We start from the raw sequence: 24,421 nt of genomic DNA, 5'->3' as shown, positions 1-24,421 counted from the left end.
GTTCGCCCATTTCACGCTCCGCTGCCGAGTTCCTCCTCAAGGCAGGCGGCCAGCGTGGGGTGGGCGAACTGGTATCCGGTCTCCTCCAACCTTTCCGGGAGCACCTTCTGGTCGGCTAGGGCCAATTCCTTTGCTCCGTCGGCACCGAGGACCAGCTCGGTGACGAAACCGGGCGTCAGTAGGCGGGCCGGCCGATGCAGGTGGGCAGCGAGCGCGTCGGCGAATTCTCCCTGCGTCACCATTTCGGGGGCCACCGCATTGACGGGGCCGCGGACATAGTCGGTGAGCACAGCATGCACATATGATCTGGCCAGATCATCGAGGGAAACCCAGGCCAGGCCCTGCTCGCCACTGCCCAAACGGCCTCCGGCCCCCGCGAGATACAACGGTGTTTGGAGTTTGAGGAACCCGCTCAACGAGGTCAATGCGATGCCCGAGCGGATGGAGACCCGCCGGATGCCCAGCTCCTCGACTCTGGCGGCTGCAGCTTCCCACTCCTGACACACTTCGGCAAGGAATCCGTCCCCAGCCGGTGCGGTCTCATCCACCGGCGCTTCCGCCCGAGAACCATAGATTCCCACCGCGGACGCGCAGACGAATACTTCGGGTCGTTTCGCCTCGGGCAGGGCGCGCATCGTCTCTGCCAGCAGCGTCGTCGAATTGATGCGTGAGGAGCGGATCTCCTCCTTGGCCTTCTTCGTGAACCGGGTGGCAATCGATCGCCCACCGAGGTGGACGACCGCATCCGCCCATGCCAGGTCGCGAGGGTTGATGATTCCCAATTCGGGGTTCCAATGGGACTCATACTCGAACTTCGGGGTGCGCCGCACCAGCAGGCGCACGAAATGGCCCGCCGTGGAGAACAGTGCCGCGACCTGTTGGCCGACGAGTCCGCTGCCGCCGACGATGAGGATGCGTTTGCCCTTCTTACGCGTCAACAGAGGTGCATGCATGCGCTCGAGGAACTCGATATCCATGAGCATGCGCTTATGCCTGGCTTCGAAGGTTGCTTCCAAGTTATGGATGAGGCCACGGTCGATCGCGTCGAAGCCTGTCGGAGCCATCGAGAACTCGATATGGTCATCGATTTTGGTTCCCCCGGCGACTGAGGAGAATTCGTGAGTGTGCTTCCACTGACTCAGTGGACCCTTCTTGAGTTCATCGACGAACGAGAACCGGGAGGGACCTTCGGAATGCACCGAGCTGAATGGTCGCCGGACAAGGCCGTAGGTGCCGGGCACACTGGTCTTGACCTGGGCGATCGCACCGGGTGCGATGGGAGGGTAGCTCTCCTGGATGATCTCCTGTGCCCAATGCGGGGACAGCCTGGTCAGTGCTCCGGGCTGTGCGTGCCAGAGATACGTGGTCTCGGCGGCGAGCGGGACTTCAGATGTCCACTCAAAATTGGTCATGACATCCCTCCTACTCCAGATGATGCCACCAGAGTCTGAGAGTGTGACCTGCAACTCGCCCAATGCTGAGTGAATTATCCCCGCCGAGGTGGGCCCTGCCGGGGATCCGCTACTCCCTCGTCTCGATCTCGTCTCGATCTCACCGAAAGACGACCGCAGCGTCGAGGGCAGAGGGTATACAGTCTGCTCTCGACGCTGCGATCTGCGCTCGATGAAACGTCACGGCTGGAGCGTGGGGCTCGGCCCCGCGGGGCGCTTGCGCCTCGCCTCGCCTCAGGCTGTGGTGTCGGGGATCTTTCCGAACCTGAACGCGGTCCAGAAGTCGCCGCGGACATAGCCGTTCTCGGGTTCCGGATCGTAGTCCCAGTGCCGGACCGTGCCGATCTTGAGCGCATCGGCGACGAGCTGCCGGCTCGACTGGCTGCCGAGCACATGCTGTTCAAGATGTTCGAGGTCGTAGCGTGAGTCCAGCTCGGCTCGCATCGTGGCCACGAGCTCCGCATAGGAGGCGTCGCCGGCCTTGTTGACCAGCTCGTCCGGATCCGTTTCGAGGTCGAACAGCAGCTCCGGATCTCCCGGGCAGATCGTCAGCTTGTACTGTCCACGGATGAGCGTCACCTGCGGTCGATACGTGCCCTCGGCGAAGTACTCGATGATGACATCGCGATCGGCCGGCTCCGTCTCGCCTGCCGCTTCCTGCCGAGCCGACTCGAACAGAGAGATGCCCGTCGCATCCGGATCCGACGTTCCTGCCAGCTCGAGCAGAGTCGGCATCAGGTCAACGAGGCTGACGGGGTTGGCATACCGACCCGGCGTGACCGCCTCGGCGGGGCCGTTGATGATGATCGGGACACGGGAGGACTGCTCGTACGGGGACATTTTGTACCACAGCCCCTTCTCCCCCAGCATGTCTCCGTGGTCGCTGGTGACGATGATGACGGTGTTGTCCTCAAGGTCGAGCTCGCGCAGACGCTGGCGGATCTTGCCGATGTGATCATCGATGTAGCTCACCGACGCATAGTAGGCGCGGCGTGCCCGACGGATGTCCTCGGGGCCCGGTTCTCGCTTGTCGAGTCCGCTCATCGTGCGCAGACGGTGGCTGTGCGGGTCCTCGGCGATGTCGGGCACCTCGGGGTGAGCTGGGTCCGGGATGTCCACCTCGGCGAATCTGTCCCAGTTCTCCCGCGGCGGCTCGTACGGGTCGTGCGGATGGATGAACGAGGTGACCATGAGGAACGGCTGGTTCTCACCGGCGGCCTGATTGGCGCGCACTCGTCCGTTGAGGTGACGCAGCGTCCTGAAGATCACCTCGTCGTCGAAGTCCTGCTGGACGTTCGCCTTGGCAGCACCGGCGGTGAACACCGGGTCAGCCTCGTGATACCACTGAAGCTTCTGGTCCAGAGGGCGCTGCCAGTCGGGGACCATGTCGAGGTCGGCCGGGTAGACGTCGGTGGTCAGGCGCTCTTCGAAACCATGGTGCTGATCGGGGCCGATGAAGTGCATCCGTCCGATGAGCGCGGTGTGGTAGCCGAGCTTGCGCAGACGGTGAGCGAACGTCGGCACAGAGGCGGCGAAGTCGTCGCCGTTGTCGAGGCAGTCGATGTCGGAGGGCATCCGACCGGTCATCATCGATGCCCTCGACGGTGAGCACAGCGGGGTGCTGCAGTAGGCGCGATCGAAGACCGCCCCGTCATCGGCCAGGGAATCGATGTTCGGGGTGAGTGCGGCGGTGTCTCCGTAGGCTCCCAGTGCCTGAGCGGCCATCTGGTCGGCCTGGATCACTACGATATTCGGCGGTTGCATATGCTGGTCACGTCCTTTCTCAAAAACGTATGGTCTGCTTGTGAAAGCATGATCTGCGAAGTCAGCTGCGTTGAAGACCTGCGCAGGTGTGTCAGATCGAACAGATTCTTGCGAAACTGATTCTCAAATATGGATTGAAGGTGGCGACATTGGCCTCATGCTGCGGCCCGGCACGGAGCTCGCCCGTCGGAGCGAGCCAGGGCAGTCCTCGGTCCGCCGAGGTGGGTGTTGAGGAAGAAGAATCCCCCACCGAGGTGCGAATGTCGGGCAGGGAATCGCCCACCGCGTCCGCTCCCGATCGGCAGCTGCTGGCCGAGCTCGCGGCTCTGGCCCCGCAGGATCTGGCGATGATCGGTCTGAGTGGAGGCTCGTTCCTCATGGGAAGCGAGGACCCCTTGGCCTACCCCGACGATGGTGAAGGCCCGGTCCGCGAGCTTGGCATCGAGGGCTTCGCGATCGGCGCGACGACCGTCACGGTCGCGGAATTCGCCGCGTTCGTCCACGCGACGGGTCATCGCACTGATGCCGAAACTCATGGTGACTCCTTGGTTTTCACCGGCCTGGTGGCCGAAGGTCTGGCCGAGACCTCTCCCTCTGTGCAGGCTACCCCCTGGTGGCGTCAGGTCACAGGGGCCACCTGGTTCCACCCCGGCGGACCCGGGCCGACCGGTGTGGCTGCTGTTCCCGGTTCGACCCTCGAAGGTTCGAACCTCGAAGAGTGGGCCAGGCATCCGGTCACCCATGTTTCCCATACCGACGCCGAGGCGTATGCGCAGTGGGTGGGTGCCCGGCTGCCGACCGAAGTCGAATGGGAGTTCGCTTCCCGCGGCGGCCTCGAGCAACAGCCCTACCCCTGGGGTTCGGTACGCGAACCCGGCGGTGTGGCCCGCATGAACACCTTCGCCGGGGTCTTCCCCAGCCGACCGACAGCGCCGGTCGGCACCGTTCCCGCCGACGCGTTTGCACCCAACGGCTTCGGTCTGCACAACACGACCGGAAACGTGTGGGAGTGGACGAGCAGTCACTTCAGTGCGCACGACCAGCGACCGGTGCTACGTGGCGGGTCCTATATGTGCCATGACTCGTATTGCCGCAGGTACCGGACCTCGGCACGCTCGGCCGCGACACCGGACACCTCACTCGGTCACACGGGATTCCGTCTGGCTCTCAGCCTCTGAACTCTCAGCGGTGGTCTCCGAGTCGTCGTTCCCAGCTTCCTCGGAGGTCCAGCCGTCAGCCCACTTGCCGGTCTCATAGTCGAACCCGACAGGCTCGCCGTACTCATCCGTGCGCTGGTACCACCCGGTGTAATCCTCGTGTTCGGAGTCGATGCCCCCGTTTGCACCGTCGCCCGGCTCGGTCTGCACGACCTGGAATGCGAAGTCATCGCCGTAGCGATCAGCACCAGCGACCACGGCGTTGTCGACCGCGTTCTGGGCGTACTTGCGTCGCAGTGCGAGCGGATCGGTGCGCAGTTCCTTGAACCAGGCGAAGATGATGAAGAGCATGATGACGGCGAAGGGCACCGCAGTGACGATCACGAGCTGTTGCAGCCCTTCCAGCGCGCTGGCGTCGCCGAGGAGAAGCATGACGACGGCAATGCCCGACATCACGAGACCCCAGAACACGACAACCCACTTCTTGGGTTCCTGATCACCGCGGCTGGCGAGCATGCCCATGACCACCGACGCTGAGTCAGCAGAGGTGATGAAGAAGATCGCGAGGACGACGATCGCGACCGCCGGCAACCACTCGACATAGGGCAGGTTGCCGATGAGGGTGAAGAACACCTCGGGCGCTTCCATGCTGTCGGTGAAACCAGATGCCCCCTCTCGGTACATCCAGATCGACGTTCCGCCCATTATGCCGTAGGCAACAAAAAGCAGGGTCGAAGGGATGAAGATCGTGCCGAGGATGAACTGGCGGATGCTGCGTCCCCGTGAGATACGGGCGATGAACGTACCGACGAACGGAGACCAGGAGATCCACCAGGCCCAGTAGTAGACGGTCCACACAGACTGGAACTCGTATGTTTCGCCGCCCCAGGACAGGGACTTGCCCATCATGTCGAAGAGGGACCCGAGGTATTCCATCATCGCCGAAGGCAGCAGGTTGAGCAGGAACAGTGTCGGTCCCAGGAACAGCACGAGCGCCACGATGCCGACGGTGAGAATGATGTTGATGCTCGAGAGATAACGGATGCCCTTTGAGACACCGGAGACCGCAGAGATGATGAAGCCGACGGTGAGAACACAGATGATGACGACGAGCATATTGTTCGTCATCGGTCCGGCCCCGCTGACGATGCTCACACCCGTGCCGATCTGCATTGCCGCGATGCCGAGAGCCGCCGCGGTTCCGAACAGGGTTGCGACGATTGCGAAGATGTCGACGACCTTGCCGGCGAAGCCCTCGGTCTGGCGTTTGCCGAACAGGGTCTGGAAGATCGAGGACAGCAGCAGCGAACGTCCGCGCCGGTAGGCGGCGTAGGCGATCGCGCCACCGACCAGGGCGTACATCGCCCAGGCATGGAAGCCCCAGTGGAAGTAGGTCTGGGCCATAGCTCCGTGCAGGGCCTCAGTGGTTTCCGGGTCGTTCGTCAGCGGTGGTGGACTGATGAAGTAGGTCAGCGGTTCGGACGGGCCGAAGAACAGCACGCCGATGCCGATTCCTGCGGCGAAGAGCATCGCCACCCAGGAGAAGGTGCTGAACTCAGCCTTCTCGTCGTCCTTGCCCAGCGGGATCTTGCCATAAGACGAGAACGCGAGGATGAGGAGTGCGACGAGTACGACGATGGCGACGACGTTGAAGAACCAGCCCACATTCATCGTTGACCAGTCGTAAGCGGCCTTAGCCACCGAGGCGACATTGGAGGAATCGGTGATGCCCCAGATTACGAAGGCGACGGTGAGCGTGCCGGCGACGGCGAAGATGATCTTGTCGAGGGAGTAGCGGCGGCGCTGTTCGTCGATCGCGATGCCCGGGACCAGGATCGGGTGGGTGTTGTGCGGGTACTGGGTGTTACTCTCCGGCTCTTCATCGGCCCGGCGGCGGGGGCGGCTGTAGTCCAGCTTGCCCAGGCCCTTTCCGGTCTCTCTGCTCATTCGTTTGGCATCGGCCTTGAGCTTCTCACGCGAGGCTTTCCGCTCGGGGCGCAGGGGGCCGGAATCATCAGTGTCGAGCCTCGGCACGTTCGCTGCTTCGGCTTCCGCGTTGGCCGCCTTCACATCAGGGTCAGCTTCGGCGGATCGGGATGTATCTGGTGTGGAGTCATCGGACATATTGCGATGGCCCTTTCTCAATCGTCGAGGAAACGGATGATCGAAAGTTGCCAGCGTGGCCTACGGCTCTGAACCGCACCACCCGATCGCTGCGCCTTCCCAGGAATCATTGGCGAAGCCGGCGGTGGGATGGGGTGCTGTTCGTTTCGCAGAAAGGGTCCGGGCACAGAGGTCTGCCCTGAAAGTACCCGTTTTTTCCATAGCTTCGGACCTTAACAGCTTCCTGTGAGCTTCTCAAAGGATTCCTGCTCCTACCCGGTGTTGACGCGGCCAGGCTCAGCCAGCGAGGTAGCGCGTCTCGATCAGCTCCACGATCTCTTCGCTCGCAGCGACAGCATCGAACTGCGGGTCTTCTGCTGCTTCGGCGACCACAGCATCAATGGCTCCACCGATGATGAGTGCAGCGGTGCGCAACTCGGCTGACTCTGCAGCTCCGAGCGCCTTTCGTGCCGCGCGAAGGAGATCTGCCACCGGCTGCCACCGTGCCGAACTCTCCGTTCGCTCGTTCCCGTGGATGCGCGCTTCGATGGTCACACGGGCGTGACTGGGATGCCTGAGGAAGTGATTCACCATGGAGCGCACATATACACCGGGACGATCACCCACCTCGGCGGACTCAATCGCATCACCGACCGATTCGACCACCGCGCCGAGCACATACCGGTATACACCGCTGACCAGATTGGATTTGTCGGTGAAGTGGTAGAGGACGGTCGGTTTGGTCACGCCTGCGCGATCAGCGATCTGCGACAGTGACACTCCTGAGTATCCGTGTTCGGCGAGGAGCTCGATGGTGACGTCGATGATCTGCGCGCGCCGAGCACGCCGGGTGAAAGTCAACGCTGGCTCGCCCGTCTTCGCCTCCGCTGGGTCTTGTGCCATACCCTGACTTTACCTTAGGATTAAATTACTGACCGATCGGTAGAGGAGGGCTGGTGGACGCTCACATTGGGCAACGCACCCGACTGCGGATGTTGCGTCCTCGGGTGCTCCTGCCGGTGGTCTCAGCCATGTCGATCGCGGCCCTTTGCGGATACTTCCTCCGGTCCCCATCGCCTGTCGGGCATTGGGACAGCGCCGATGGGGAGGCCGAGTTCTTCACCGCGTACGATCTGGCGTTCGAGAGCATGCCGGAGCCGGCGGACACGATGGACGTTCGCTCCAGCTTCGGCGTTGTTCGGGTCTATCGGTTCGCAGGGACCGGCGAAGCCTCACCGATGCTGCTGCTGCCGGGAACCGCCTCATCGACACCGGTTTGGGCGGACAACATGCCGTCCCTGCTCGCACTGGGTGATGTCTACACACTCGATCTCCTCGGCGAACCAGGTCGCAGCATCCAGGCCTCACCGATTGCCGACGCCGAAGACGAGGCCGAATGGCTCGCCGAGACGATCACAGCGATTCCAGAGAATTCCGTGAACCTGATCGGGCTCTCCCTGGGTGGTTGGACGGCGGCCAATCTCGCCATCCGCCGCGCGCAGCATGTGAAGACACTGACCCTCGTCGATCCTGTCTACACCTTCGACAACCTGCCGATGGAAACGATCCTGCGCTCGATCCCGGCCTCCGTCCCGTGGCTTCCCAAATCCGCGCGTGATGCATTCAACTCATACACAGCTGGTGGCATCGAGGTCGAGGATATGCCGGTGGCAGACATGATCGAGGCCGGGATGCACCATTACACAATGAAGAAGCCCGCACCGACTCGGATCACGGAGCAGCAGCTCTCCGACCTGTCGATGCCCGTCCTCGCAATCATCGCGGGACGCTCGGTCATGCATGACCCGAAGACCGCCTCTGCGACGGCACGGCGAGCCTTAGGCACCGAAGCGGTCCATGTCTATGAGGATGCCTCTCACGCCATCACCGGCGAATATCCAGACGAGATCACCGGTGACATCGGGGACTTCATCGCTCGACCGTGACCGGTGCCAGGCGATATCGCCGACTGGCAGGCATGGCCGAATTGCACGCGGGTCGGTCGAACCGTGCCTTGCCCGGGTCAGTTCAGCAGTGCCCGGTCACCCAGGGTCGCGCCCTTGAGCTTAGAGAATTCGCCGAGCAGAGTCTTCACCGTCAGCGACTTCTTCTCTTCGGCTGAAGCCTGATAGATGATCTCACCTTCGTGCATCATAATGAGCCTGTTGCCCAGAGCGATCGCCTGCTCCATGTTGTGCGTGACCATGAGTGTGGTCAGCCCGTCATTGGACACGATCTTCTGCGTCAGGTCCGTCACGAGCGCCGCTCGCTGTGGGTCAAGAGCTGCTGTGTGTTCGTCGAGAAGCAGGATTCGAGGCTGAGTGAATCCGGCCATGAGCAGGCTCAGCGCCTGGCGCTGTCCACCGGAGAGCAGACCGACTTTGGTCTTCAACCGGTTCTCCAGGCCGAGTTCCAAAGTGGCCAGTTCATCACTGAACAGGTCCCGCCTCGCCGAGGTGGTCCCTCGTCCCAGCCCACGCCTCTTACCGCGCTTGAGCGCCAGAGACAGGTTCTGTTCGATCGTGAGGTCCGGCGCGGTGCCTGCCATCGGGTCCTGGAACACCCGGCCCAGATACTTGGCCCGTTTGTATTCGGGCATCCGGGACACCTCGGCGCCGTCGATCGTGATCGATCCGGAATCGATGGGAAGTCGGCCCGAGATCGTATTGAGCAGGGTTGACTTTCCGGCTCCGTTGGAGCCGATGACGGTGACGAAGTCAGACTCTTCGAGCTCGAGCGACAGATTCTGCAGGGCCTTGCGTTCGTTGACGGTGCCGGGGAAGAAGGTCTTCGAGATGGTATCGATCTTCAGCATGTGTCTCAGTCCTCCTTCGGGTCTGACGCAACAGTTGTTCCGGTTGCCTGTGCAGACGTCCCCGCGGGGACGTCTGCGGTGCCTTCGGGGACATCGATCGTGCCGGCCGGAACCTGGGCTCCCGCTTCGTTGGCTGGCTCATCTGCTGTCATAGCTGCTGACGAAGCTCGATTTCCGCGTGACCTCAGTGAAGGTATCCGCTTGAGGAAACCCCATCTGGGCAGCAGCAGTGCGATGACGACGAGCAGTGCGGTCGTCAGCTTCATGTCGTTGGTGTCCAGGCCGGCACGCAGTGCCAGGAAGATGATGAGACGGTAGATGACCGAACCCATGAGGGCACCGAGGCTGGCCATGAAGATGTTGCGGCTGCCGAAGACTGCCTGGCCCAGGATGACCGAGGCGAGGCCGACGAGGATGAGGCCGATGCCCATGCTGATATCGGAGAATCCCTGATACTGGGCGATGAGGGCACCGCAGAGTGCGACGAAGCCATTGGACAGAGCCAGGGTAAGCATTGTCGTGTTGTCGGTGTTGACACCGAGGCTGCGGATCATCTGTCGGTTATTGCCATTGGCCTGGATCGCCAGGCCCAGATCGGTTGTGAGGAACCAGTCGATGGCGAACTTCAGAATCAAGGTGAAGACGAGAAGAATGGCGATGGAGACCCAGGTGCCCAGCCACATGTTCTCCCGCAACGGGGTGAACACGGTCTCTTCTCGCAGGAGCGGGAGGTTCGCCTTGCCCATGATGCGCAGGTTGATCGACCACAGCCCGATCATCGTCAGGATTCCGGCGAGCAGACCGTCGATGCCGCCCTTGGTGTGGAGAAGTCCTGTGATGTAGCCGGCGATGAGTCCCGCACCGATGGCCGCCAACGTCGCCAGGAAAGGGTTGACCCCGGCGATGATCAAGGATGCGGCGGTGGCGCCACCTGTGGTGAAGCTGCCATCGACGGTGAGGTCGGGGAAGTTGAGGACCTTGAAGGTCAGGTAGACCCCGAGCGCCATCGCTCCGTAGATGAGCCCGAGTTCCAGTGCTCCGAACATGTGTTTCCGATCAGGTGGTGATTTGATGCGTGGGTTGGTGTCGCCGGCCGATCACGGGACCTGATAGGTCACGAGTCTCGGCCGACGACGGGGGTCGAGCTGTCGACGATGTGGGTCGCTCAGTCGATGATGCTTAATCGATCAGTCGATGACTTTGTCGGCTTCGTCGATGAGCTTCTTCGGGATTTCAACGCCCTGAGCCTTGGCGGCCTTCGGGTTGACCACGAGCTCGAGGTTGGAGCTGGTCTCTACTGGCATGTCGGCCGGCTTCTTGCCGTCTTGGAGGATCTTCAGCGCCATTTCGCCGGTCTGTTCGCCCAGCTTCGTGTAGTCGATGCCGCGGGTGATCGCCGCACCCTGTTCCACCTGGCCGGCTTCCGAACCGACGAGGAGGGCCTTGTTCTTCTCCGCTGCCTGGACCATGGTCGTGACGGCCGAGACGACGTTGTTGTCGGTCGGGACGTAGTACGCGTCGACCTTACCGAGGGAGTCCACTGCCTGCGCCAGTTCACTGGAGTTGGCGATCGTGGCTTCCTTGATCTTGACCCCCATGTCCTTCGCGGCCTTCTTCGCGAGGTCGACCTGGACTTCCGAGTTGACCTCCCCGGAGCTGTAGACGATGCCGACAGTTTTTGCATCGGGCTTTAGTTCCTTGACCAGTTTGAGCTGGTCGGCGACCGGGTTGAGGTCGGAGGTGCCGGTGACGTTGGCACCCGGCGCATCGTCGGACTTCACAAGCCCGGCCTCTTTGGCGTCGGTGACGGCGGTGAAGAGCACCGGAACGTTGGTGATTGCCTGCGCGGCAGCCTGTGCTGCCGGAGTGGCCACTGCGAGGACGAGGTCGAGGTCCTCGTTGGCGAATGTCTGCGCGATAGAGGTCGCGTTGGCCTGCTCACCCTGCGCGTTCTGTTCGTCCCATTTGACGGTGACATCGGCGTCCTCGAATGACTTCTTGAATCCTGCACTGGCGGCGTCGAGCGCCGGGTGCTGAACCAGCTGGGAGATGCCGATCGAGTAGGAATCCCCGCCTTCACCGTCACCGCTGGCGCCGTCTCCGCCCGAACATGCTGATACCGCAATAACCGAACTCACCGCCACAATTGCTGTGGCCAGACGCCTGAGACGCATACTTCTCCCCTTTGAAAAAACCGGTGCAACTGCGCAGAACCGGCACGAACCCTGTCACTTGTTCCCGGTCGGACCCATCGGTGGGCCTCGTAGAACTGCAGCCGAACCACATACTCGCTGCGGCACAGATCATTCTGATTCCGCAGACGAGCAAGGGTGCGACTGTGATGACAACCACTCTATTGGGCGCCGCTGACACGACCGACCAAAACAAGGTTTTGGAGACAATCGTCCCAGTATTGTTATCTGTCGCGACAAACGTCCCCTGCTGCCGCGTATGCATCACCCAAGCGTCCCGGTGTGGCGTCCCCGCGGGGACGCCACACCTCAGCATCAGGCTTCGATGGTGACATCCGATCGACCCAGCACGTCGAGAATCCATGCGAAGTCGAAAGCCGTTTCCTTCCAAGAGTCGTACCGTCCGGATGCACCGCCGTGTCCGGCGACCATTTCGGTTTTGAGCAGCACATCGGCGCCGACCTCACGGAGTCGAGCGACCCATTTGGCAGGTTCGACGTAGAGAACCCGGGTGTCATTGAGGGAGGTCACCGCCAAAATCTTCGGATGGGCCACCTCTGCGACGTTCTCGTACGGAGAATAGGAGCGCATGTATTCGTAGACGTCCTGGTCGTGGAGCGGGTCTCCCCACTCCTCCCATTCGATGACGGTGAGGGGAAGTTCGGGCATGAGGATGGAGGTCAGCGCATCGACGAAGGGCACATGTGCACTGACCCCGGCGAAGAGCTCCGGAGCCATGTTCGTCACCGCTCCCATCAGCAGCCCTCCGGCCGATCCCCCGGTTGCAACAAGCTTCTCCGGGTTCGTCCATCCTGCAGCGACGAGGTGGCGTCCAGCCGCAATGAAATCGGTGAAGGTGTTCTTCTTCGCCGAGGTCTTGCCCTGGTCGTACCAGTGCCGGCCCATCTCACCGCCGCCTCGCACGTGTGCGATGGCGAAGACGACTCCGCGGTCGAGCAGGGAGAGCCGCGAGACGGAGAAGTAGGGATCCATGCTCATCTCGTAGGAGCCGTACCCGTAGAGCACCAAGGGGGCAGACTCGGCTGGAGCTGCTGCAGTGACCGTCGCCGAGGTGGTGGTGCTGTCCGTCGCCGAGGTCGTGGTTCCGGTGGCAAGCGGCACCAGATCGGTGCGATAGACCAGGGAGATCGGAATCTGAGTTCCGTCCTCGGCATTGGCCCAGACGAGGGATTCGCGGTAGTTCTCAAGGTTGACCGAGCCGAGGACGGGCTGGCGTTTGAGGACCGTGTCAGTGCCGTCTGTCACGCTGTGCTGATAGATCACAGCGGGTGTGGACATGGAGCTGAAGAGCAGTCGGATGCTCGTCTGTGTGAACTCTGGGTTGCCGGCGAATCCCAGGGTGCCGGTTTCGCGAGAGAAAGGCAGTTCCTGCAGGCGACCGAACGGCGAAGCCGTGTCACTGGGAGTCGACGCTCCACTTCGCACGGCCTGCCCGCTCGCGTTCAGCTCGATGATGCCGACCCGGGCGAATCCGCCGCGACGGTAACTGACGACGATGAAGTCGGCGAAGGCGTCGACATCTTCGATGCGCAGCCCGTCGACGTCATCCAGCAAGGGACGACCGAGGGTGGATGGATCGGCGATGCCGCCGGGTTCGTCGATGGCGTCGACGGGTTCGCGTGCGGTACCGGCCGGATCGGAGACGGGCACATCGATGATATCGAAGTCATCGCGGTCCTGATTGTGGGTGATGAGGAAGCGGTCCTCACCGGCGATGATCGCATGCTCCACGGAGTATTCGACTCCGTCGACGCGGGGCCAGACCACCTGCGGAGTGGTTTCGAGGTCATCGGCTTCGAGCGACCAGAATCCTGTGGTGGTCTTCGACCCGGTGACGACGAACATGTATTTGCCTGAACGGGCGAATCCCGAGCCGACGAAGAAGCGCTCGTCGGGCTCGTGGAAGATACAGACATCGTCGCTGCTGTCGGTGCCGACGACGTGGCGCCAGACCTTCTCCGGTCGCCATGCCTCGTCGACGGTGGTGTAGAAGACGTAGCGGCCGGCGGGGTCGATGGAGGCACCGGCGAAGGTGCCTTCGACGGTGTCGGGCAGATCTTCGCCTGTGCTCAGGTCGCGCAGTCTCAGTGTGTAGCGTTCGTCTCCGGAGTTGTCGACGCCGAAGAGCAGATACCGACCGTCATCGGTGAGAGAGAAGGTGCCCAGCGAGAAGAACTCCTGCCCCTCGGCTGCGATGTTCGAGTCGAAGATGACCTCTTCGCCGGGAAGCGTCTCCTCGCCGACCTCGGGCGGAGTCCAGTCATCGGCGTTCGCGATGGGGGCGCGAACGCTGATCCCGTAGTCGAGCCCTGCTTTGGTGCGGGAGAAGTACCAGTAGTCGCCGCGCCTGGTCGGTACCGACATGTCGGTTTCCTTGATGCGGGTTTTGATCTCGGTGAAGATCGATTCGCGCAGTGGTTCGAGTCCGGATGTCTGGGTGTTCGTCCACTCGTTCTCGGCCTCGAGGTGGGCGATGACCTCCGGGGATTCCTTCTCACGCATCCACTCGTAGTCATCGACGAAGGTGTGGCCGTGGTGGGTGCGCTCATGGGGGATCTTCTTGGCCACGGGGGCGCTGGGGGCAGTGTCGTTCATGGTCCCAGCCTAACTACCTCGACGTCGATGATGGCGCGCAGATGGCGATGGCGCATAGATGGGAACGGGTGCGCCCATGACACCTCACATCGCGAACTTCACCTCCGCAGTTCCCGCGCGTCCAGGTGAGCAGAATGAGCAGAACGCGATCAGTGCGCACAACCGAGTAATTGTGACGTGAATCAACCTAAGCTATGACGAGCCTCACATGCAGTTCACAACCGATATGAAAGTTTGGTCAATGACGAACCATTCCGCCTCAGATCCTGGCGCAGATCCACGGTCCGAGCCGCCTCATCCGACTCGGCGCATGTTCGGTCGGATCGCCTACGGTGCCATCGCAGTGGCTGCCATCGGGACGGCCACCGCTTACTCGGTCAAAGCAGCATCGGCCAAGGGAGATCTCTCCTCGAACCTCACGATCATCGCACCTGCCGGTGCCGGTGGCGGTTGGGATGGGTTCGCCCGCGAGACCCAGCAGGCCATGCGGGTGAACAACCTGGCCAACAACTCCCAGGTCGTCAACATTCCCGGCGCCGGTGGCACCATCGGGCTCGGCAAGTTCTCCACTATGGGCGGTCAGGCCGACACCCTCCTGGCCACCGGTACCGCGATGGTCGGCGGCATTGCGCTCAACAAGTCGCCCGTCGGGTTCTCCGACACGACTCTGCTCGCCCGGGTCGCGGAGGACTATGACGTGCTCATCGCCGCCGCCGATTCTCCGTACAACACGATCGATGACGTCGTTGGCGCCTGGAAGAAGGACCCGGAAGGGTTCGTCTGGACAGGCGGTTCTGCCGGTTCCGTCGATCACCTCACGATCGCTCAGCTGGCTCTGCTCTCCGATATTCCGGCCTCTGGCATCACCTATATTCCGAAGTCCGGCGGCGGTGAGGCGATCCAGACGCTGCTCTCAGGAACAACGGACTTCGCGTCCTGTGGTTTCAACGAGGTCTCGGACCAGATCGAAGCCGGCCGCGTCAAGGCTCTCGGTGTGGCCTCACCGAAACGCATCGACGGCTACGACGAGGTTCCCACGATGACGGAACAGGGTTACAAGGTGACTCTGACCAACTGGCGCGGCTTCCTCGGCGCCCCCGACATCAGCGAGGATCAGAGCTCGCAGCTTGTCGACATCCTCAAGCAGACTCGTGACAGCGCGGAATGGGCTGACGCCCTCGACCGCAACAAATGGACGGACGTGTGGCTGACAGGTGATGAGTTCGCAGAGTTCGTCAAGGAGGACACTTCTCGGATCGAGAAGCTGCTGAAGGAGTTGGGACTGTGAGCATCAATACGTCAACGGAGAAGAGAACCAGGACGGGCCACTTCGGCGCCGGGACCTGGTGGCAGGGGCGATCAGGTCTCCTGGTCCCCCTCATCATGGCCGGGTTCTCGACCTACCTGCTCATCGGCATCATCACGATGGACGTCGCCGAGGATGCCGATCAGCCGGGGCCGCAGTTCTTCCCCATGATCATCATGATCGTCGGCTACATCCTCACTGTTCTGCTGGCGATCGCCTATATCCGCAATCCCGAACCCGTCGATGTCTACGATGGTCTCCCCGCGGAGGTGGAGGAGGAGAAGGCATTCTCGACGCCTGTCACCTCGGCGGTATCTGCCTCACGCCTCGACCCGCATGAAGAGGACGAACCGGCCCAGGACCGTAAGGCACTTGCTGAAGCTCGGGCGGAAGACTCCGCACATCGCACCCACAGCGACTTCGTGTCCCTGGCCTGGGGTGCCGGCGGCTTCGCCGCGTTCGCCCTCATCTTGGAGTTCGCCGGGTGGATCCTTGCCGCTGCTCTTCTGTTCTGGTGCGTGGCCCGGTCGATGGGGTCGAAGCGTCCTCTGTTCGACCTCACCATGGCACTGACTTTCTCGTCCCTGGTCTACATCGCGTTCGCGGTGCTGCTGGGGCTCAATCTTCCTTCGGGAATCCTGGGAGGTGGCTTCTGATATGGACGCTCTCATGTCCCTCTTCGAAGGCTTCACACACGCGCTGACGCCGATGAACCTGCTGTGGGTTCTCGTCGGCTGCTTCCTCGGCACCGCCGTCGGCGTGCTGCCGGGTCTGGGGTCATCGATGGCAGTGGCACTGCTGCTGCCGATGACCTTCGCTCTCGACCCGACCGGTGCATTCATCATGTTCGCCGGCGTCTACTTCGGTGGTCTCTTCGGTGACTCCACCATGGCCATTCTCATGAACACGCCCGGCCAGGCATCGGCGATCGCTTCGACGTTCGAAGGCCACAAGATGGCGCGCAACGGGCGAGCCCCGCAGGCTCTGGCGACGGCCGCGATCGGTGCCTTCATCGGCGGCTTCATCTCCTGCTGTCTCGTTGTGTTCGTCGCACCTGCATTGGCAGACTTCTCGTCGAACTTCGGTCCTGCAGAGTTCTTCGCACTCGCACTCTTCGCGTTCGTTGCGACCTCTTCGGTCGTCGCTGACTCCGTACTCAAGGGCCTCATGGCTCTGGTGCTCGGCATCGGCTTCTCGGTCATCGGCATCGATTCGGTCTCCGGAACGGAACGCTTCACCTTCGGTGTCCCCGAACTCTTCGACGGGGTTTCGCTGGTCACGGTGACCGTCGCGATCCTGGCCCTGGGCGAGGTCTTCTTCATCGCCTCCCGGATCCGTCGCAAGGTGAACGACAACACGATCAACTCCTCGGGTCGCCCCTTCCTCTCCCGCAAGGAATTCGGCGAGGCACTGCCGGCCTGGCTGCGGGGGACGGCGATCGGCCTGCCCTTCGGTGTGATTCCAGTCGGCGGCGCAGATGTGCCGACGTTCATGTCCTATGGTCTCGAGCGCAAACTCGACTCCAGACGCGAACATCCGAAGTTCGGTGACAAGGGTGCCATCCGCGGCCTGGCCGGACCCGAGTCGGCAGGTTCCGCCACGACCGGCATCGCCATGGGTGCCCTGCTGGCCTTGGGCCTGCCGATCTCAGCGACAGCCGCGATCATGTTGGCGGCGTTCCGTCAGTACGGTCTGCAGCCAGGGCCGCTGCTCTTCGACCGATCCCCTGACCTTGTGTGGGGTCTGCTGGCGAGCTTCTTCATCGCCATGGTCGTCCTCCTCATCATCAACCTGCCCTTCGCTCCGCTGTGGGCCAAGCTGCTCAAGATCCCGGATCCCTACCTCTACGGTGGCATCGCAGTCTTCTGCGGGCTGGGCATCTATGCCACCTCGGCGTCGCAGTTCGAGCTCATGGTCCTGCTGGGAATCGGCATCATCAGCTTCGTGCTCAAACGCTACGGAGTGCCGCTGGCTCCGCTGATGATCGGCATGGTGCTGGGCCCACTGGCAGAATCCAGTCTGCGCGATGCCCTGCTGGCTTCGGGCAACGATGTCTCGACCCTCGCGTCCTCGCCGATCACGATCGTCCTCTATGTCGTCCTCATCGGCGCACTGCTCTACACCGGCATCGGTCGAGTGTTGGCACGTCAGCGGCAGAAGAAGACAGCCGCGGCGACATCGCGTGACAGCGAGTCGGTCAGCTCATGATCTGAGCAGTGGAACCTGATGCATGAAGACGAAGGGCCCCGTGGATGATTCGATCGAATCGTCCGCGGGGCCTCGTGCGTTCTAGGAGGTCTGACTCTCGCTCAATCTGTCCTGTCCATCCGTCCTCAGGAAATAGGCTCAGTGATGCGAGGCTCTTCAACTGGCCCAGGAAGGAGCCGGCCCGCGCCCTTGAGACCGAACGTGGTGAGGACCGCAGCGATGAGGACGAGGACGACCGCTGCACCTGCCGCCCATTGGACGCCGAGGTCGAAGGACGCAACAGCAGCCTCGGCGAGTTGATCACCGATCTGCCCACCTTTGGCACTCGCATGCTCAAGTGAGGAACCAAGGGTGTCGAACTCGGGACCGCTCGCCTTGGCACCCAGCGTGGCCTGCAGGTGGGAGCCGAAAACCATAGTCGAGAGTCCGCCGAGGACGGCGGTTCCCATGACCGATCCGAATTCGTAGGCCGTCTCGGAGATCGCCGAGGCGGCACCCGCCTTGTGCGCAGGAACAGCCGCGAGGATGAGGTCGTTCGTGATGACCTCGGCCGTGCCGATGCCGATGCCGAGGATGAGGAACGAGATGACCATGCCCGCGACCGAATGTTCGGGTGAGAAGGCCACGATCCCGAGCCCGACTGCATTGAACACGAGGGCACAGGGAACAACCACGCGCGGCTGGACTCGCGCCATGATCGGCACCGCCGCGTAGCCGGCGACGATCGAGGTGACAAGGCCGGGGATGAGGACGAGCGCCGCCTCGACCGGGGACATGCCGAGAACCAGCTGGAGCAGCTGGGTGCCGAAATAGAGGAATCCGGCCAGGCCCATGACGCTGAGCAGGTTGGACGCCACTGCTGAGCTGAAGACCTTGTCGGTGAAGAGCCGGACGTCGAGCAGCGGACGCGAGGAATAGAGCTGGCGAAGAACGAATCCGGTTCCCGCAAGCGCGGTCACCATGAGGCTGGCCCAGAAGAGGAGGTCCACGCCCTCGGCCATAACGTGTTTGATGGCGAAGACGAGCGGGGTGAGCGTGAGCATGGACAGCACGATCGACAAGGGGTCGATCCGGCCCGGGTTCGGGTCACGCGACTCCGGCAACAGCACGATGGCGGCGGGAATGAAGATCGCAATCAGAGGAAGGTTGATGAAGAAGATCGCGCTCCAGTGGAAGTGCTCGAGCAGAATTCCGCCGACGATGGGCCCGAGGGCGGCGCCGCCTGAGAACATGGCGGACCAGGTGGCGATGGCGACCCGGCGGTCCTTGGCGTTGAGGAAGATGTTGCGGATGAGCGAGAGCGTCGAGGGCATGAGGGTGGCGCCGAAGATGCCCAGCAGCGCACGGGCGGCCATGAGCATCTCCGGCGAAGTGGAGAACGCAGCCAGCAGCGAGGCCAGGCCGAAGCCGATGGCGCCGACGACGAGCAGTTTGCGGCGACCGACCCGGTCACCGATGCTGCCCATGGCCACGAGGAGTCCCGCGAGCATGAGCGCATAGATGTCGACGATCCAGAGGAGCTGGGTGCCGGTGGGATGGAGGCCGGTGCTGATGGCCGGTATCGCGAATCCCAAGACGGTGTTGTCGATCGAGATGAGCAGAACAGGGATCATCAGCACAGCCAGGCCAGCCCATTCGCGCCGACCAGCGCGCAGTTGTGGTGTCTGTGTGGTGAACATGGAATCTACTGTACCGTCTAGACGGTACAGTGAACAAGGTGGCGCGTATATTTTTCTGCGCGCCGCAGGTTGTGCTCCGCTCCCCTACCGCCCTCGCACCAGAGTCAGCACCCAATCGCGCGTTCGGGCCGGATCGATGACGTCATCGATGTCGAAGATCATGGCCGCACTCATTGCGTTGCCCTGCTCGTATTCAGCCGCAATCAGCTCCTCTTCTCGCTGCTTCCGCTCTGCTTCATCCTCAATCGCGGCGAGTTCCTTTGCATAGCCGAGTCGCACGGCCCCTTCGAGTCCCATCGGTCCGATCTCGCCGCTGGGCCAGGCGATGGTGAAGGAGGTCGCGTCGAATCCCCCCGCGGCCATAGCCATCGCACCCAAGCCGTATCCCTTGCGGATGACGACTGAGCCGACCGGCACCGTCAGCGCCGCGCCCGCAACGAAGAGGTCACCGAATGCGCGCACACCCGGTTCGCGCTCTGCCTCGGGACCGACCATGAAACCAGGGGTGTCGATGAGCGAGAGGACCGGGACCCCGTGATCCTGGGCCAATTTCAGATGCTGGGAGAGCGAGCGCGCCGCATCAACGTCGATCGCCCCGCCGAGGTGGTGGTTGTCATTGGCGACGAGCGCCAGCGGCTGCCCTCCGACTCGCACGAATCCGGTCACCGCACCCGGCGCATAGTCCCGCCGCACTTCGATGAATGTTCCATCGTCGGCAATCGTGTCGATGACATCTCGGATGGCGAAGGTCCGCAGCCTGTCGGCCGGCACAACCGTGCGTGCTCGCTCCTCTTTCCCCTCGCTGAGGGGGTCCTCGGGCGATTCGCCGAGGTGGCCGTCGGATGATTCGCCGACCGAGTCCTTACGCCCGACACCCCGACCATCCGCTCGCGCTTCGCTGCCCGTACCACTCAGTATCCCGAGGGCCTCCCGGGCGATCGCCACTGCAGCAGATTCGTCGTCGGCAAGAACGTCGATGACGCCGTTGGTGGTATGGATGTCGACCGGGCCGATGTCCTCCGGCTTATAGCGACCGAGTCCTCCGCCTTCGATCATCGCCGGCCCGCCCATACCGATATTCGCATCGGGCGTGGCGATGATGAGGTCGCAGACTCCCGCAAGTGCCGCATTTCCAGCGAAGGTCCTGCCGGAGACGATTGAGATCAACGGCACCCTGCCGCGCAGCCTGGCCAGGGAAGCGAAGGTGGGAACCTGTAGGCCTGAGCTCGGCCCCCGGTCAGTGTCGCCGGGGCGACCGCCTCCGCCTTCGGCGAAGAGGATGATCGGCACCCGTTTGGTCTCAGCGAGTTGGATCAGTCGATCGGTCTTCGCATGGTTGCGTGTGCCCTGTGTGCCGGCCAGAACCGAATAGTCGTAGCTGATGACGACGACTTCACGTCCGTCAATAGTCGCCGGTCCCCCAATGAGGCCGTCGCCCGAGGTCTTGGCAATGAGGTCCTCGACACTGCGTCTGCGAGTCTGTGCCGCGATGACAAGTGGACCGTATTCGACGAAGCTGCCGGAATCGACGAGGTCGTCGATGTTCTCGCGTACTGTTCGACGACCTCGCTTGCGGATCTTGGCCAGCTGGTCTTCGCGCGCCTCGTCTCCGACAGCGGCATGCCTGTTCTGGACCTCGGCGACCCCTGGATGGGGCTCAAATCGGTCAACGTCTTCGAACCCACCCGCCTCGGCGTCGACGAGAACGGCAAGCGGCTGTCCTGTCGCCACCTGGTCACCGACCGCGACGAGGTGACGGACACCTGCAGCGTTGGGACCGGTGACCGGGTGGTGCATCTTCATCGCCTCGATGAGGACGTATTCGCTGCGATTCTCGCTGACGGCCACGACAGCACCGCTCATCGTCGATCGCAGCAGTGACTCCCCTGCTCTCAGCTCAGGCTCACTGTGGTCGACAGAGTCTGCGGCTGAGCCGTCTACCGGATTGGCCGCATGCTTCTCTCGTGCTCGAATCCCGATTTCCTCGGCATGCTCGTCGTACGCCGATGTTGTCGAGTTCCCAAGTTCCAGGACTTCGGTGATCGCTTGCAGCATCCCTGCATTCGTCTCGATCCCTGTGGTGTGGAATTCGGCGAGGGCACGCCTTGCTGCGTCGACGGCCGCGGAGAGGTCGTGTCCGTGCACGGTGATCTTACCGAGCAGAGGGTCGAATCCTCCGGCCATGGCGACACCAGTGACAGCCCAGGTGTCAATGCGCACCCCAGGCCCCGTCGGCCACGTCAAAGAGCTGATTCTGCCGGTACTGGGAGCCGGCTCTCCTGAGCTGAGGACCGTTTCAGCAGAAATGCGCAGTTCGATAGCCGCACCCCGTGGCTCCACATTTTCCAAGCCCGCAGGCGTCCGCCCGGCGGCGACATCGAGCTGCGCCGCTACCAGATCCAGTCCGGTCACTGCCTCCGTGACGGTGTGCTCGACCTGAATCCGCGGGTTGACCTCGAGGAGCCAGTACTCGTGCCCGGCAACAAGAAATTCGACGGTCGCCAGGGACCTGTAGTCAGCTGAAGCGACGAGTCGTGCGGCGTCATTGTGCAGGCTCTGCCGCAGGCCGCCTTCGAGCCCTGGAGCCGGGGCGATCTCGATGAGCTTCTGCCGCCGGCGCTGGATCGAGCAGTCACGGTCTCCAAGAACCACGGTGCCGTCGGGAGTGCCGATCACCTGGACTTCGATATGGCGAGCGCCAGTGATCAGAGCCTCGGCGAAGATCCGGGCATCATCGAAACCGGCTGCAGCCTCGGACGCACATGCCCGCAGGGCACCAGTGAGCTCATCCGGATCGGCGACGATTCGGATCCCGCGGCCCCCTCCTCCTGCCACCGCCTTGATCGCGATTCCGGAGCGGTGCGCGTCGAGAAGTGCGCGAGTGGCTCGCAGCGCCTCACCGTGGTCCGATTCGACGCCTGCGCCCTCGAGCGCCAGCAGTCCAGTGGCCGGAGGCGTCGGAATTCCCAACCCTTCGGCGCGGACGCGAGTTGCCTGCTTGTCTCCGAACAGTTCCAAAGCCTCGGCCTCCGGACCAACCCAGGTCAGTCCCGCCTCGGCGCAGGCACCAGCGAGCCGCGGGGACTCCGAGAGGAATCCGTACCCGGGGTGAACCAGTTTGCAGCCTGCCGACGTTGCCGCTGCGACGATGGCCTCGGGGTCGAGGTACGCGGATGCACCGAAGCCGGGGAGTGTGACAACCTCGTCGGCGAGTGCGACGTGCAGTCCGGCCGCAGTGCCCAGAGTCTCCTCGTTCGCTGATTGCACGGCCACAGCACGGTACCCCAGGATCTTGGCCGAGCGGATGATCCGGCAGGCGATCTCTCCGCGGTTGGCGACGAGAAGGCCGACAGCCTCGGCGGAATTCGCAGCGCTCAACGGTTTCCCTCCAACAGTTCGTCGATGAGCACGGTCTTGCGGATCTTGCCTGTCGCAGTCATGGGCATGCCGCCGACGAAGACGAACTCGGGCACTTTGTACACGGCCATGTTCTCCTTCGCCCAGGCGGTCAGCGATTCGCTGTCCGCAGCGACGCCTTCAGCCAGGACCACGAAGGCGACGGGCACTTGGCCGTGATCGGCGTCCTCACGCGGGGCGACAGCCACCGTTTCAATAGAGGGGTGGGCACGAAGAAGACCCTCCACCTCGGCGGGGAAGACGCTCATTCCGTTGACTTTGATCATCTCCTTGGTGCGAGCGAGGTACGTCAGGGCACCCTGGTCGTCGAAGCGTCCGGTGTCGCCGGTGCGAAGCCAACCGTCGATGAGCGAGTCCTCGGTCGCGCGGGGATTCTTCCAATACCCGGTCGTCACCGAGGGCGAGCGGACGAGGATCTCTCCCGTCTCTCCTACGGGCACCGGGTTGAGGTCGAGATCGACGACGACGATGTCGGTGCCGGGTACCGGGAATCCGCAGTACACGGGCTCGGCGCGCAGATCGCGATCGTCGTCTTGGAGTCCGAGGGTAAAGGTGTCCGAGGTGTGCGTTTCGGTCATGCCGTAGGACGCTTCGCGCAGAACGATTCCTGTTCGCGATTTCCATTCTTCGCGCAGTTCGACGTCGAGTTTGCGAACGAAGGACACAGCCTGGCAGGTCTCCAAGGAGGACAGATCTGCGTCGGCGAATTCCTCGGTGTCGAGGAGGTCGATGAGTTCGACGTAGCCGTCGGCAGGTGAGACCACACGGGTGACGCCGCGTTCGGCGATGCTGCGCAGGGCCGCCTGCGGATGCCAACGGGCCATGATGACGACTTCACCGCCGCCGTAGATAGGAAGGAGGAGACCGAAGTTCTCGCCGGCAACCCAGAACATCGGCAGGAATCCGAGTGACACGACCCGCCCGTCGCCTGGGGTCGTCGCCATTCCGGCCATTGCCGACACCGCCGTGTATGACAGATGCCCGAGGGAGTGTTCGCACCCCTTGGGCAGCCCCGTCGTCCCACCCGTGTAATTGAGTGAGGCGAGCCGGTCGGGGTCTGCCGGTACTGGGTCGACCGGCGTCGAGGCGAGGACCCGGCCCCAATCGCCTGCGTTCTCGGGTGCGGGGACTGTATGAGGACAGTCGGCGCTGGGTTTCGGTGCCGAGGAGAACGCGAAGACTGCCGCAGGGTCGGTCCAGGTGATGTCGATGGTCTCAGGAAGTTGCGAGACTGCGCCCTCCACAAGGCTGCGCGAGTGCGGGTGGGCAATGAGGTGGGTTGTACCGGAGTCGGCCAGCTGGTGTCTGAGCTCTTCGGTTCGATACATAGGGTTGACCGGGACGTAGATGGCGCCGAGCCAGGCGATGGCGAGGAAGGAATGGACGAACTGCGGGCAGTTGCCCATGTACACGCCGACTCGAGTCCCCTCGCTGACGCCGCGTCCGGCCAGCCAGCCGGCCGTTGCCGCGACATCGCCTTTGAGCTGAGCCCAGGTCGACTTCCAGCCGTAGAAACTCATAGCCGCAGAGTCGGGGCGTTCGCCTGCCCAGTGGATCACCGACTCAGCCAGTCCAGGTCCGGCTGCGGCTTCAGGGACCGTGTGCGGAACTCCCTCGGGCCACAGCGCTCGCAGCGTTGCGAGTTCAGCTGCCGATTCCTCCCACGAAGAGGTTCGAGTGTCACCGTTGCTGCCGTTCATGGAAACTCCTTCT

The 24,421-nt window shown here is 62.9% G+C and carries 16 protein-coding genes; 5 read left to right on the top strand and 11 right to left on the bottom strand.

Features of this window, described 5'->3' with window-relative positions; translation table 11 throughout:
• Positions 1-11: 11 nt before the first annotated feature.
• Positions 12-1,412, bottom strand: a complete 1,401-nt coding sequence (locus tag BSP239C_RS11210; RefSeq protein ID WP_101572849.1) for a TIGR01777 family oxidoreductase — start codon at positions 1,410-1,412, stop codon at positions 12-14.
• 273 nt (positions 1,413-1,685) lie between these two features.
• Positions 1,686-3,215 carry a choline-sulfatase gene (gene betC / locus BSP239C_RS11205; RefSeq protein ID WP_101572847.1) on the bottom strand — a complete coding sequence of 510 codons (1,530 nt, stop codon included), beginning with the start codon at positions 3,213-3,215 and terminating at the stop codon, positions 1,686-1,688.
• A gap of 140 nt (positions 3,216-3,355) precedes the next feature.
• Here betC and BSP239C_RS11200 point away from each other — a divergent pair, with 140 nt between their 5' ends.
• On the top strand, positions 3,356-4,393 hold the full coding sequence (locus BSP239C_RS11200) for a formylglycine-generating enzyme family protein (protein WP_257930177.1): 1,038 nt from the start codon (positions 3,356-3,358) through the stop codon (positions 4,391-4,393).
• Here BSP239C_RS11200 and BSP239C_RS11195 read toward each other — a convergent pair.
• Positions 4,352-6,496: a BCCT family transporter gene (locus BSP239C_RS11195; RefSeq protein WP_101572846.1), complete on the bottom strand. Its 2,145-nt coding sequence runs from the start codon at positions 6,494-6,496 to the stop codon at positions 4,352-4,354. The two genes, BSP239C_RS11200 and BSP239C_RS11195, sit on opposite strands and share 42 nt — an antisense overlap.
• A gap of 276 nt (positions 6,497-6,772) precedes the next feature.
• Positions 6,773-7,378: a TetR/AcrR family transcriptional regulator gene (locus tag BSP239C_RS11190; RefSeq protein ID WP_101572844.1), complete on the bottom strand. Its 606-nt coding sequence runs from the start codon at positions 7,376-7,378 to the stop codon at positions 6,773-6,775.
• 53 nt (positions 7,379-7,431) lie between these two features.
• Between BSP239C_RS11190 and BSP239C_RS11185 the strand changes: the two genes are divergently transcribed.
• The gene (locus tag BSP239C_RS11185; RefSeq protein ID WP_101572843.1) at positions 7,432-8,421 is read left to right on the top strand and encodes an alpha/beta fold hydrolase; all 990 of its coding nucleotides are present in this window, start codon (positions 7,432-7,434) and stop codon (positions 8,419-8,421) included.
• Positions 8,422-8,498: 77 nt separating this feature from the next.
• Here the strand turns inward: BSP239C_RS11185 and BSP239C_RS11180 are convergent, their stop codons facing one another.
• The 4 genes from BSP239C_RS11180 to BSP239C_RS11165 form a co-directional block, all read right to left on the bottom strand.
• Positions 8,499-9,290 carry an ABC transporter ATP-binding protein gene (locus BSP239C_RS11180; protein WP_101572842.1) on the bottom strand — a complete coding sequence of 264 codons (792 nt, stop codon included), beginning with the start codon at positions 9,288-9,290 and terminating at the stop codon, positions 8,499-8,501.
• A 5-nt stretch (positions 9,291-9,295) separates the two neighbouring features.
• Entirely contained in the window at positions 9,296-10,336 is a 1,041-nt protein-coding gene (locus BSP239C_RS11175) for an ABC transporter permease (RefSeq protein ID WP_101572840.1), read from the bottom strand.
• Positions 10,337-10,477: 141 nt separating this feature from the next.
• On the bottom strand, positions 10,478-11,464 hold the full coding sequence (locus BSP239C_RS11170) for an ABC transporter substrate-binding protein (RefSeq protein WP_101572838.1): 987 nt from the start codon (positions 11,462-11,464) through the stop codon (positions 10,478-10,480).
• 333 nt (positions 11,465-11,797) lie between these two features.
• Positions 11,798-14,098, bottom strand: coding sequence for a S9 family peptidase (locus BSP239C_RS11165; RefSeq protein WP_101572837.1), 2,301 nt, complete (start codon positions 14,096-14,098; stop codon positions 11,798-11,800).
• 241 nt (positions 14,099-14,339) lie between these two features.
• On the opposite strand from BSP239C_RS11165, the gene BSP239C_RS11160 reads away from it, so the two are divergent.
• Genes BSP239C_RS11160 through BSP239C_RS11150 form a run of 3 tightly spaced genes read left to right on the top strand, consistent with a single transcriptional unit; the run spans position 14,340 to position 17,612 of the window.
• Entirely contained in the window at positions 14,340-15,386 is a 1,047-nt protein-coding gene (locus tag BSP239C_RS11160) for a tripartite tricarboxylate transporter substrate binding protein (RefSeq protein WP_101572886.1), read from the top strand.
• Positions 15,383-16,060 (top strand): tripartite tricarboxylate transporter TctB family protein, encoded by a 678-nt coding sequence (locus tag BSP239C_RS11155; protein ID WP_101572835.1) that lies wholly within the window; start codon positions 15,383-15,385, stop codon positions 16,058-16,060. Before BSP239C_RS11160 ends, BSP239C_RS11155 begins: the two co-directional genes overlap by 4 nt.
• Position 16,061: 1 nt before the next feature.
• Positions 16,062-17,612, top strand: coding sequence for a tripartite tricarboxylate transporter permease (locus BSP239C_RS11150; protein ID WP_101572834.1), 1,551 nt, complete (start codon positions 16,062-16,064; stop codon positions 17,610-17,612).
• Positions 17,613-17,737: 125 nt separating this feature from the next.
• Here BSP239C_RS11150 and BSP239C_RS11145 read toward each other — a convergent pair whose 3' ends face one another.
• From BSP239C_RS11145 to BSP239C_RS11135, 3 genes are all read right to left on the bottom strand, one after another.
• On the bottom strand, positions 17,738-19,291 hold the full coding sequence (locus tag BSP239C_RS11145) for an MFS transporter (protein ID WP_101572832.1): 1,554 nt from the start codon (positions 19,289-19,291) through the stop codon (positions 17,738-17,740).
• A gap of 84 nt (positions 19,292-19,375) precedes the next feature.
• Positions 19,376-22,669 carry a carboxyl transferase domain-containing protein gene (locus BSP239C_RS11140; protein ID WP_101572830.1) on the bottom strand — a complete coding sequence of 1,098 codons (3,294 nt, stop codon included), beginning with the start codon at positions 22,667-22,669 and terminating at the stop codon, positions 19,376-19,378.
• Positions 22,666-24,408 carry an AMP-binding protein gene (locus BSP239C_RS11135; protein ID WP_101572828.1) on the bottom strand — a complete coding sequence of 581 codons (1,743 nt, stop codon included), beginning with the start codon at positions 24,406-24,408 and terminating at the stop codon, positions 22,666-22,668. The genes BSP239C_RS11140 and BSP239C_RS11135 overlap by 4 nt, the downstream gene beginning before the upstream one ends.
• Positions 24,409-24,421 lie beyond the last annotated feature (13 nt).

Source organism: Brevibacterium sp. 239c (assembly GCF_900169365.1).
In the GTDB taxonomy this organism is placed as follows: Bacteria; Actinomycetota; Actinomycetes; order Actinomycetales; family Brevibacteriaceae; genus Brevibacterium.
Note: the sequence above shows the minus strand (reverse complement) of the source record. Positions and strands in the feature narration are given on the sequence as shown.

Coding starts and splice junctions, on each gene's coding strand:
- BSP239C_RS11150 (WP_101572834.1), top strand. CDS start 16,062: ATGGACGCTCTCATGTCCCTCTTCGAAGGCTTCACACACGCGCTGACG.
- BSP239C_RS11135 (WP_101572828.1), bottom strand. CDS start 24,408: ATGAACGGCAGCAACGGTGACACTCGAACCTCTTCGTGGGAGGAATCG.
- BSP239C_RS11210 (WP_101572849.1), bottom strand. CDS start 1,412: ATGACCAATTTTGAGTGGACATCTGAAGTCCCGCTCGCCGCCGAGACC.
- betC (WP_101572847.1), bottom strand. CDS start 3,215: ATGCAACCGCCGAATATCGTAGTGATCCAGGCCGACCAGATGGCCGCT.
- BSP239C_RS11170 (WP_101572838.1), bottom strand. CDS start 11,464: ATGCGTCTCAGGCGTCTGGCCACAGCAATTGTGGCGGTGAGTTCGGTT.
- BSP239C_RS11175 (WP_101572840.1), bottom strand. CDS start 10,336: ATGTTCGGAGCACTGGAACTCGGGCTCATCTACGGAGCGATGGCGCTC.
- BSP239C_RS11195 (WP_101572846.1), bottom strand. CDS start 6,496: ATGTCCGATGACTCCACACCAGATACATCCCGATCCGCCGAAGCTGAC.
- BSP239C_RS11160 (WP_101572886.1), top strand. CDS start 14,340: ATGACGAACCATTCCGCCTCAGATCCTGGCGCAGATCCACGGTCCGAG.
- BSP239C_RS11180 (WP_101572842.1), bottom strand. CDS start 9,290: ATGCTGAAGATCGATACCATCTCGAAGACCTTCTTCCCCGGCACCGTC.
- BSP239C_RS11190 (WP_101572844.1), bottom strand. CDS start 7,378: ATGGCACAAGACCCAGCGGAGGCGAAGACGGGCGAGCCAGCGTTGACT.
- BSP239C_RS11165 (WP_101572837.1), bottom strand. CDS start 14,098: ATGAACGACACTGCCCCCAGCGCCCCCGTGGCCAAGAAGATCCCCCAT.
- BSP239C_RS11145 (WP_101572832.1), bottom strand. CDS start 19,291: ATGTTCACCACACAGACACCACAACTGCGCGCTGGTCGGCGCGAATGG.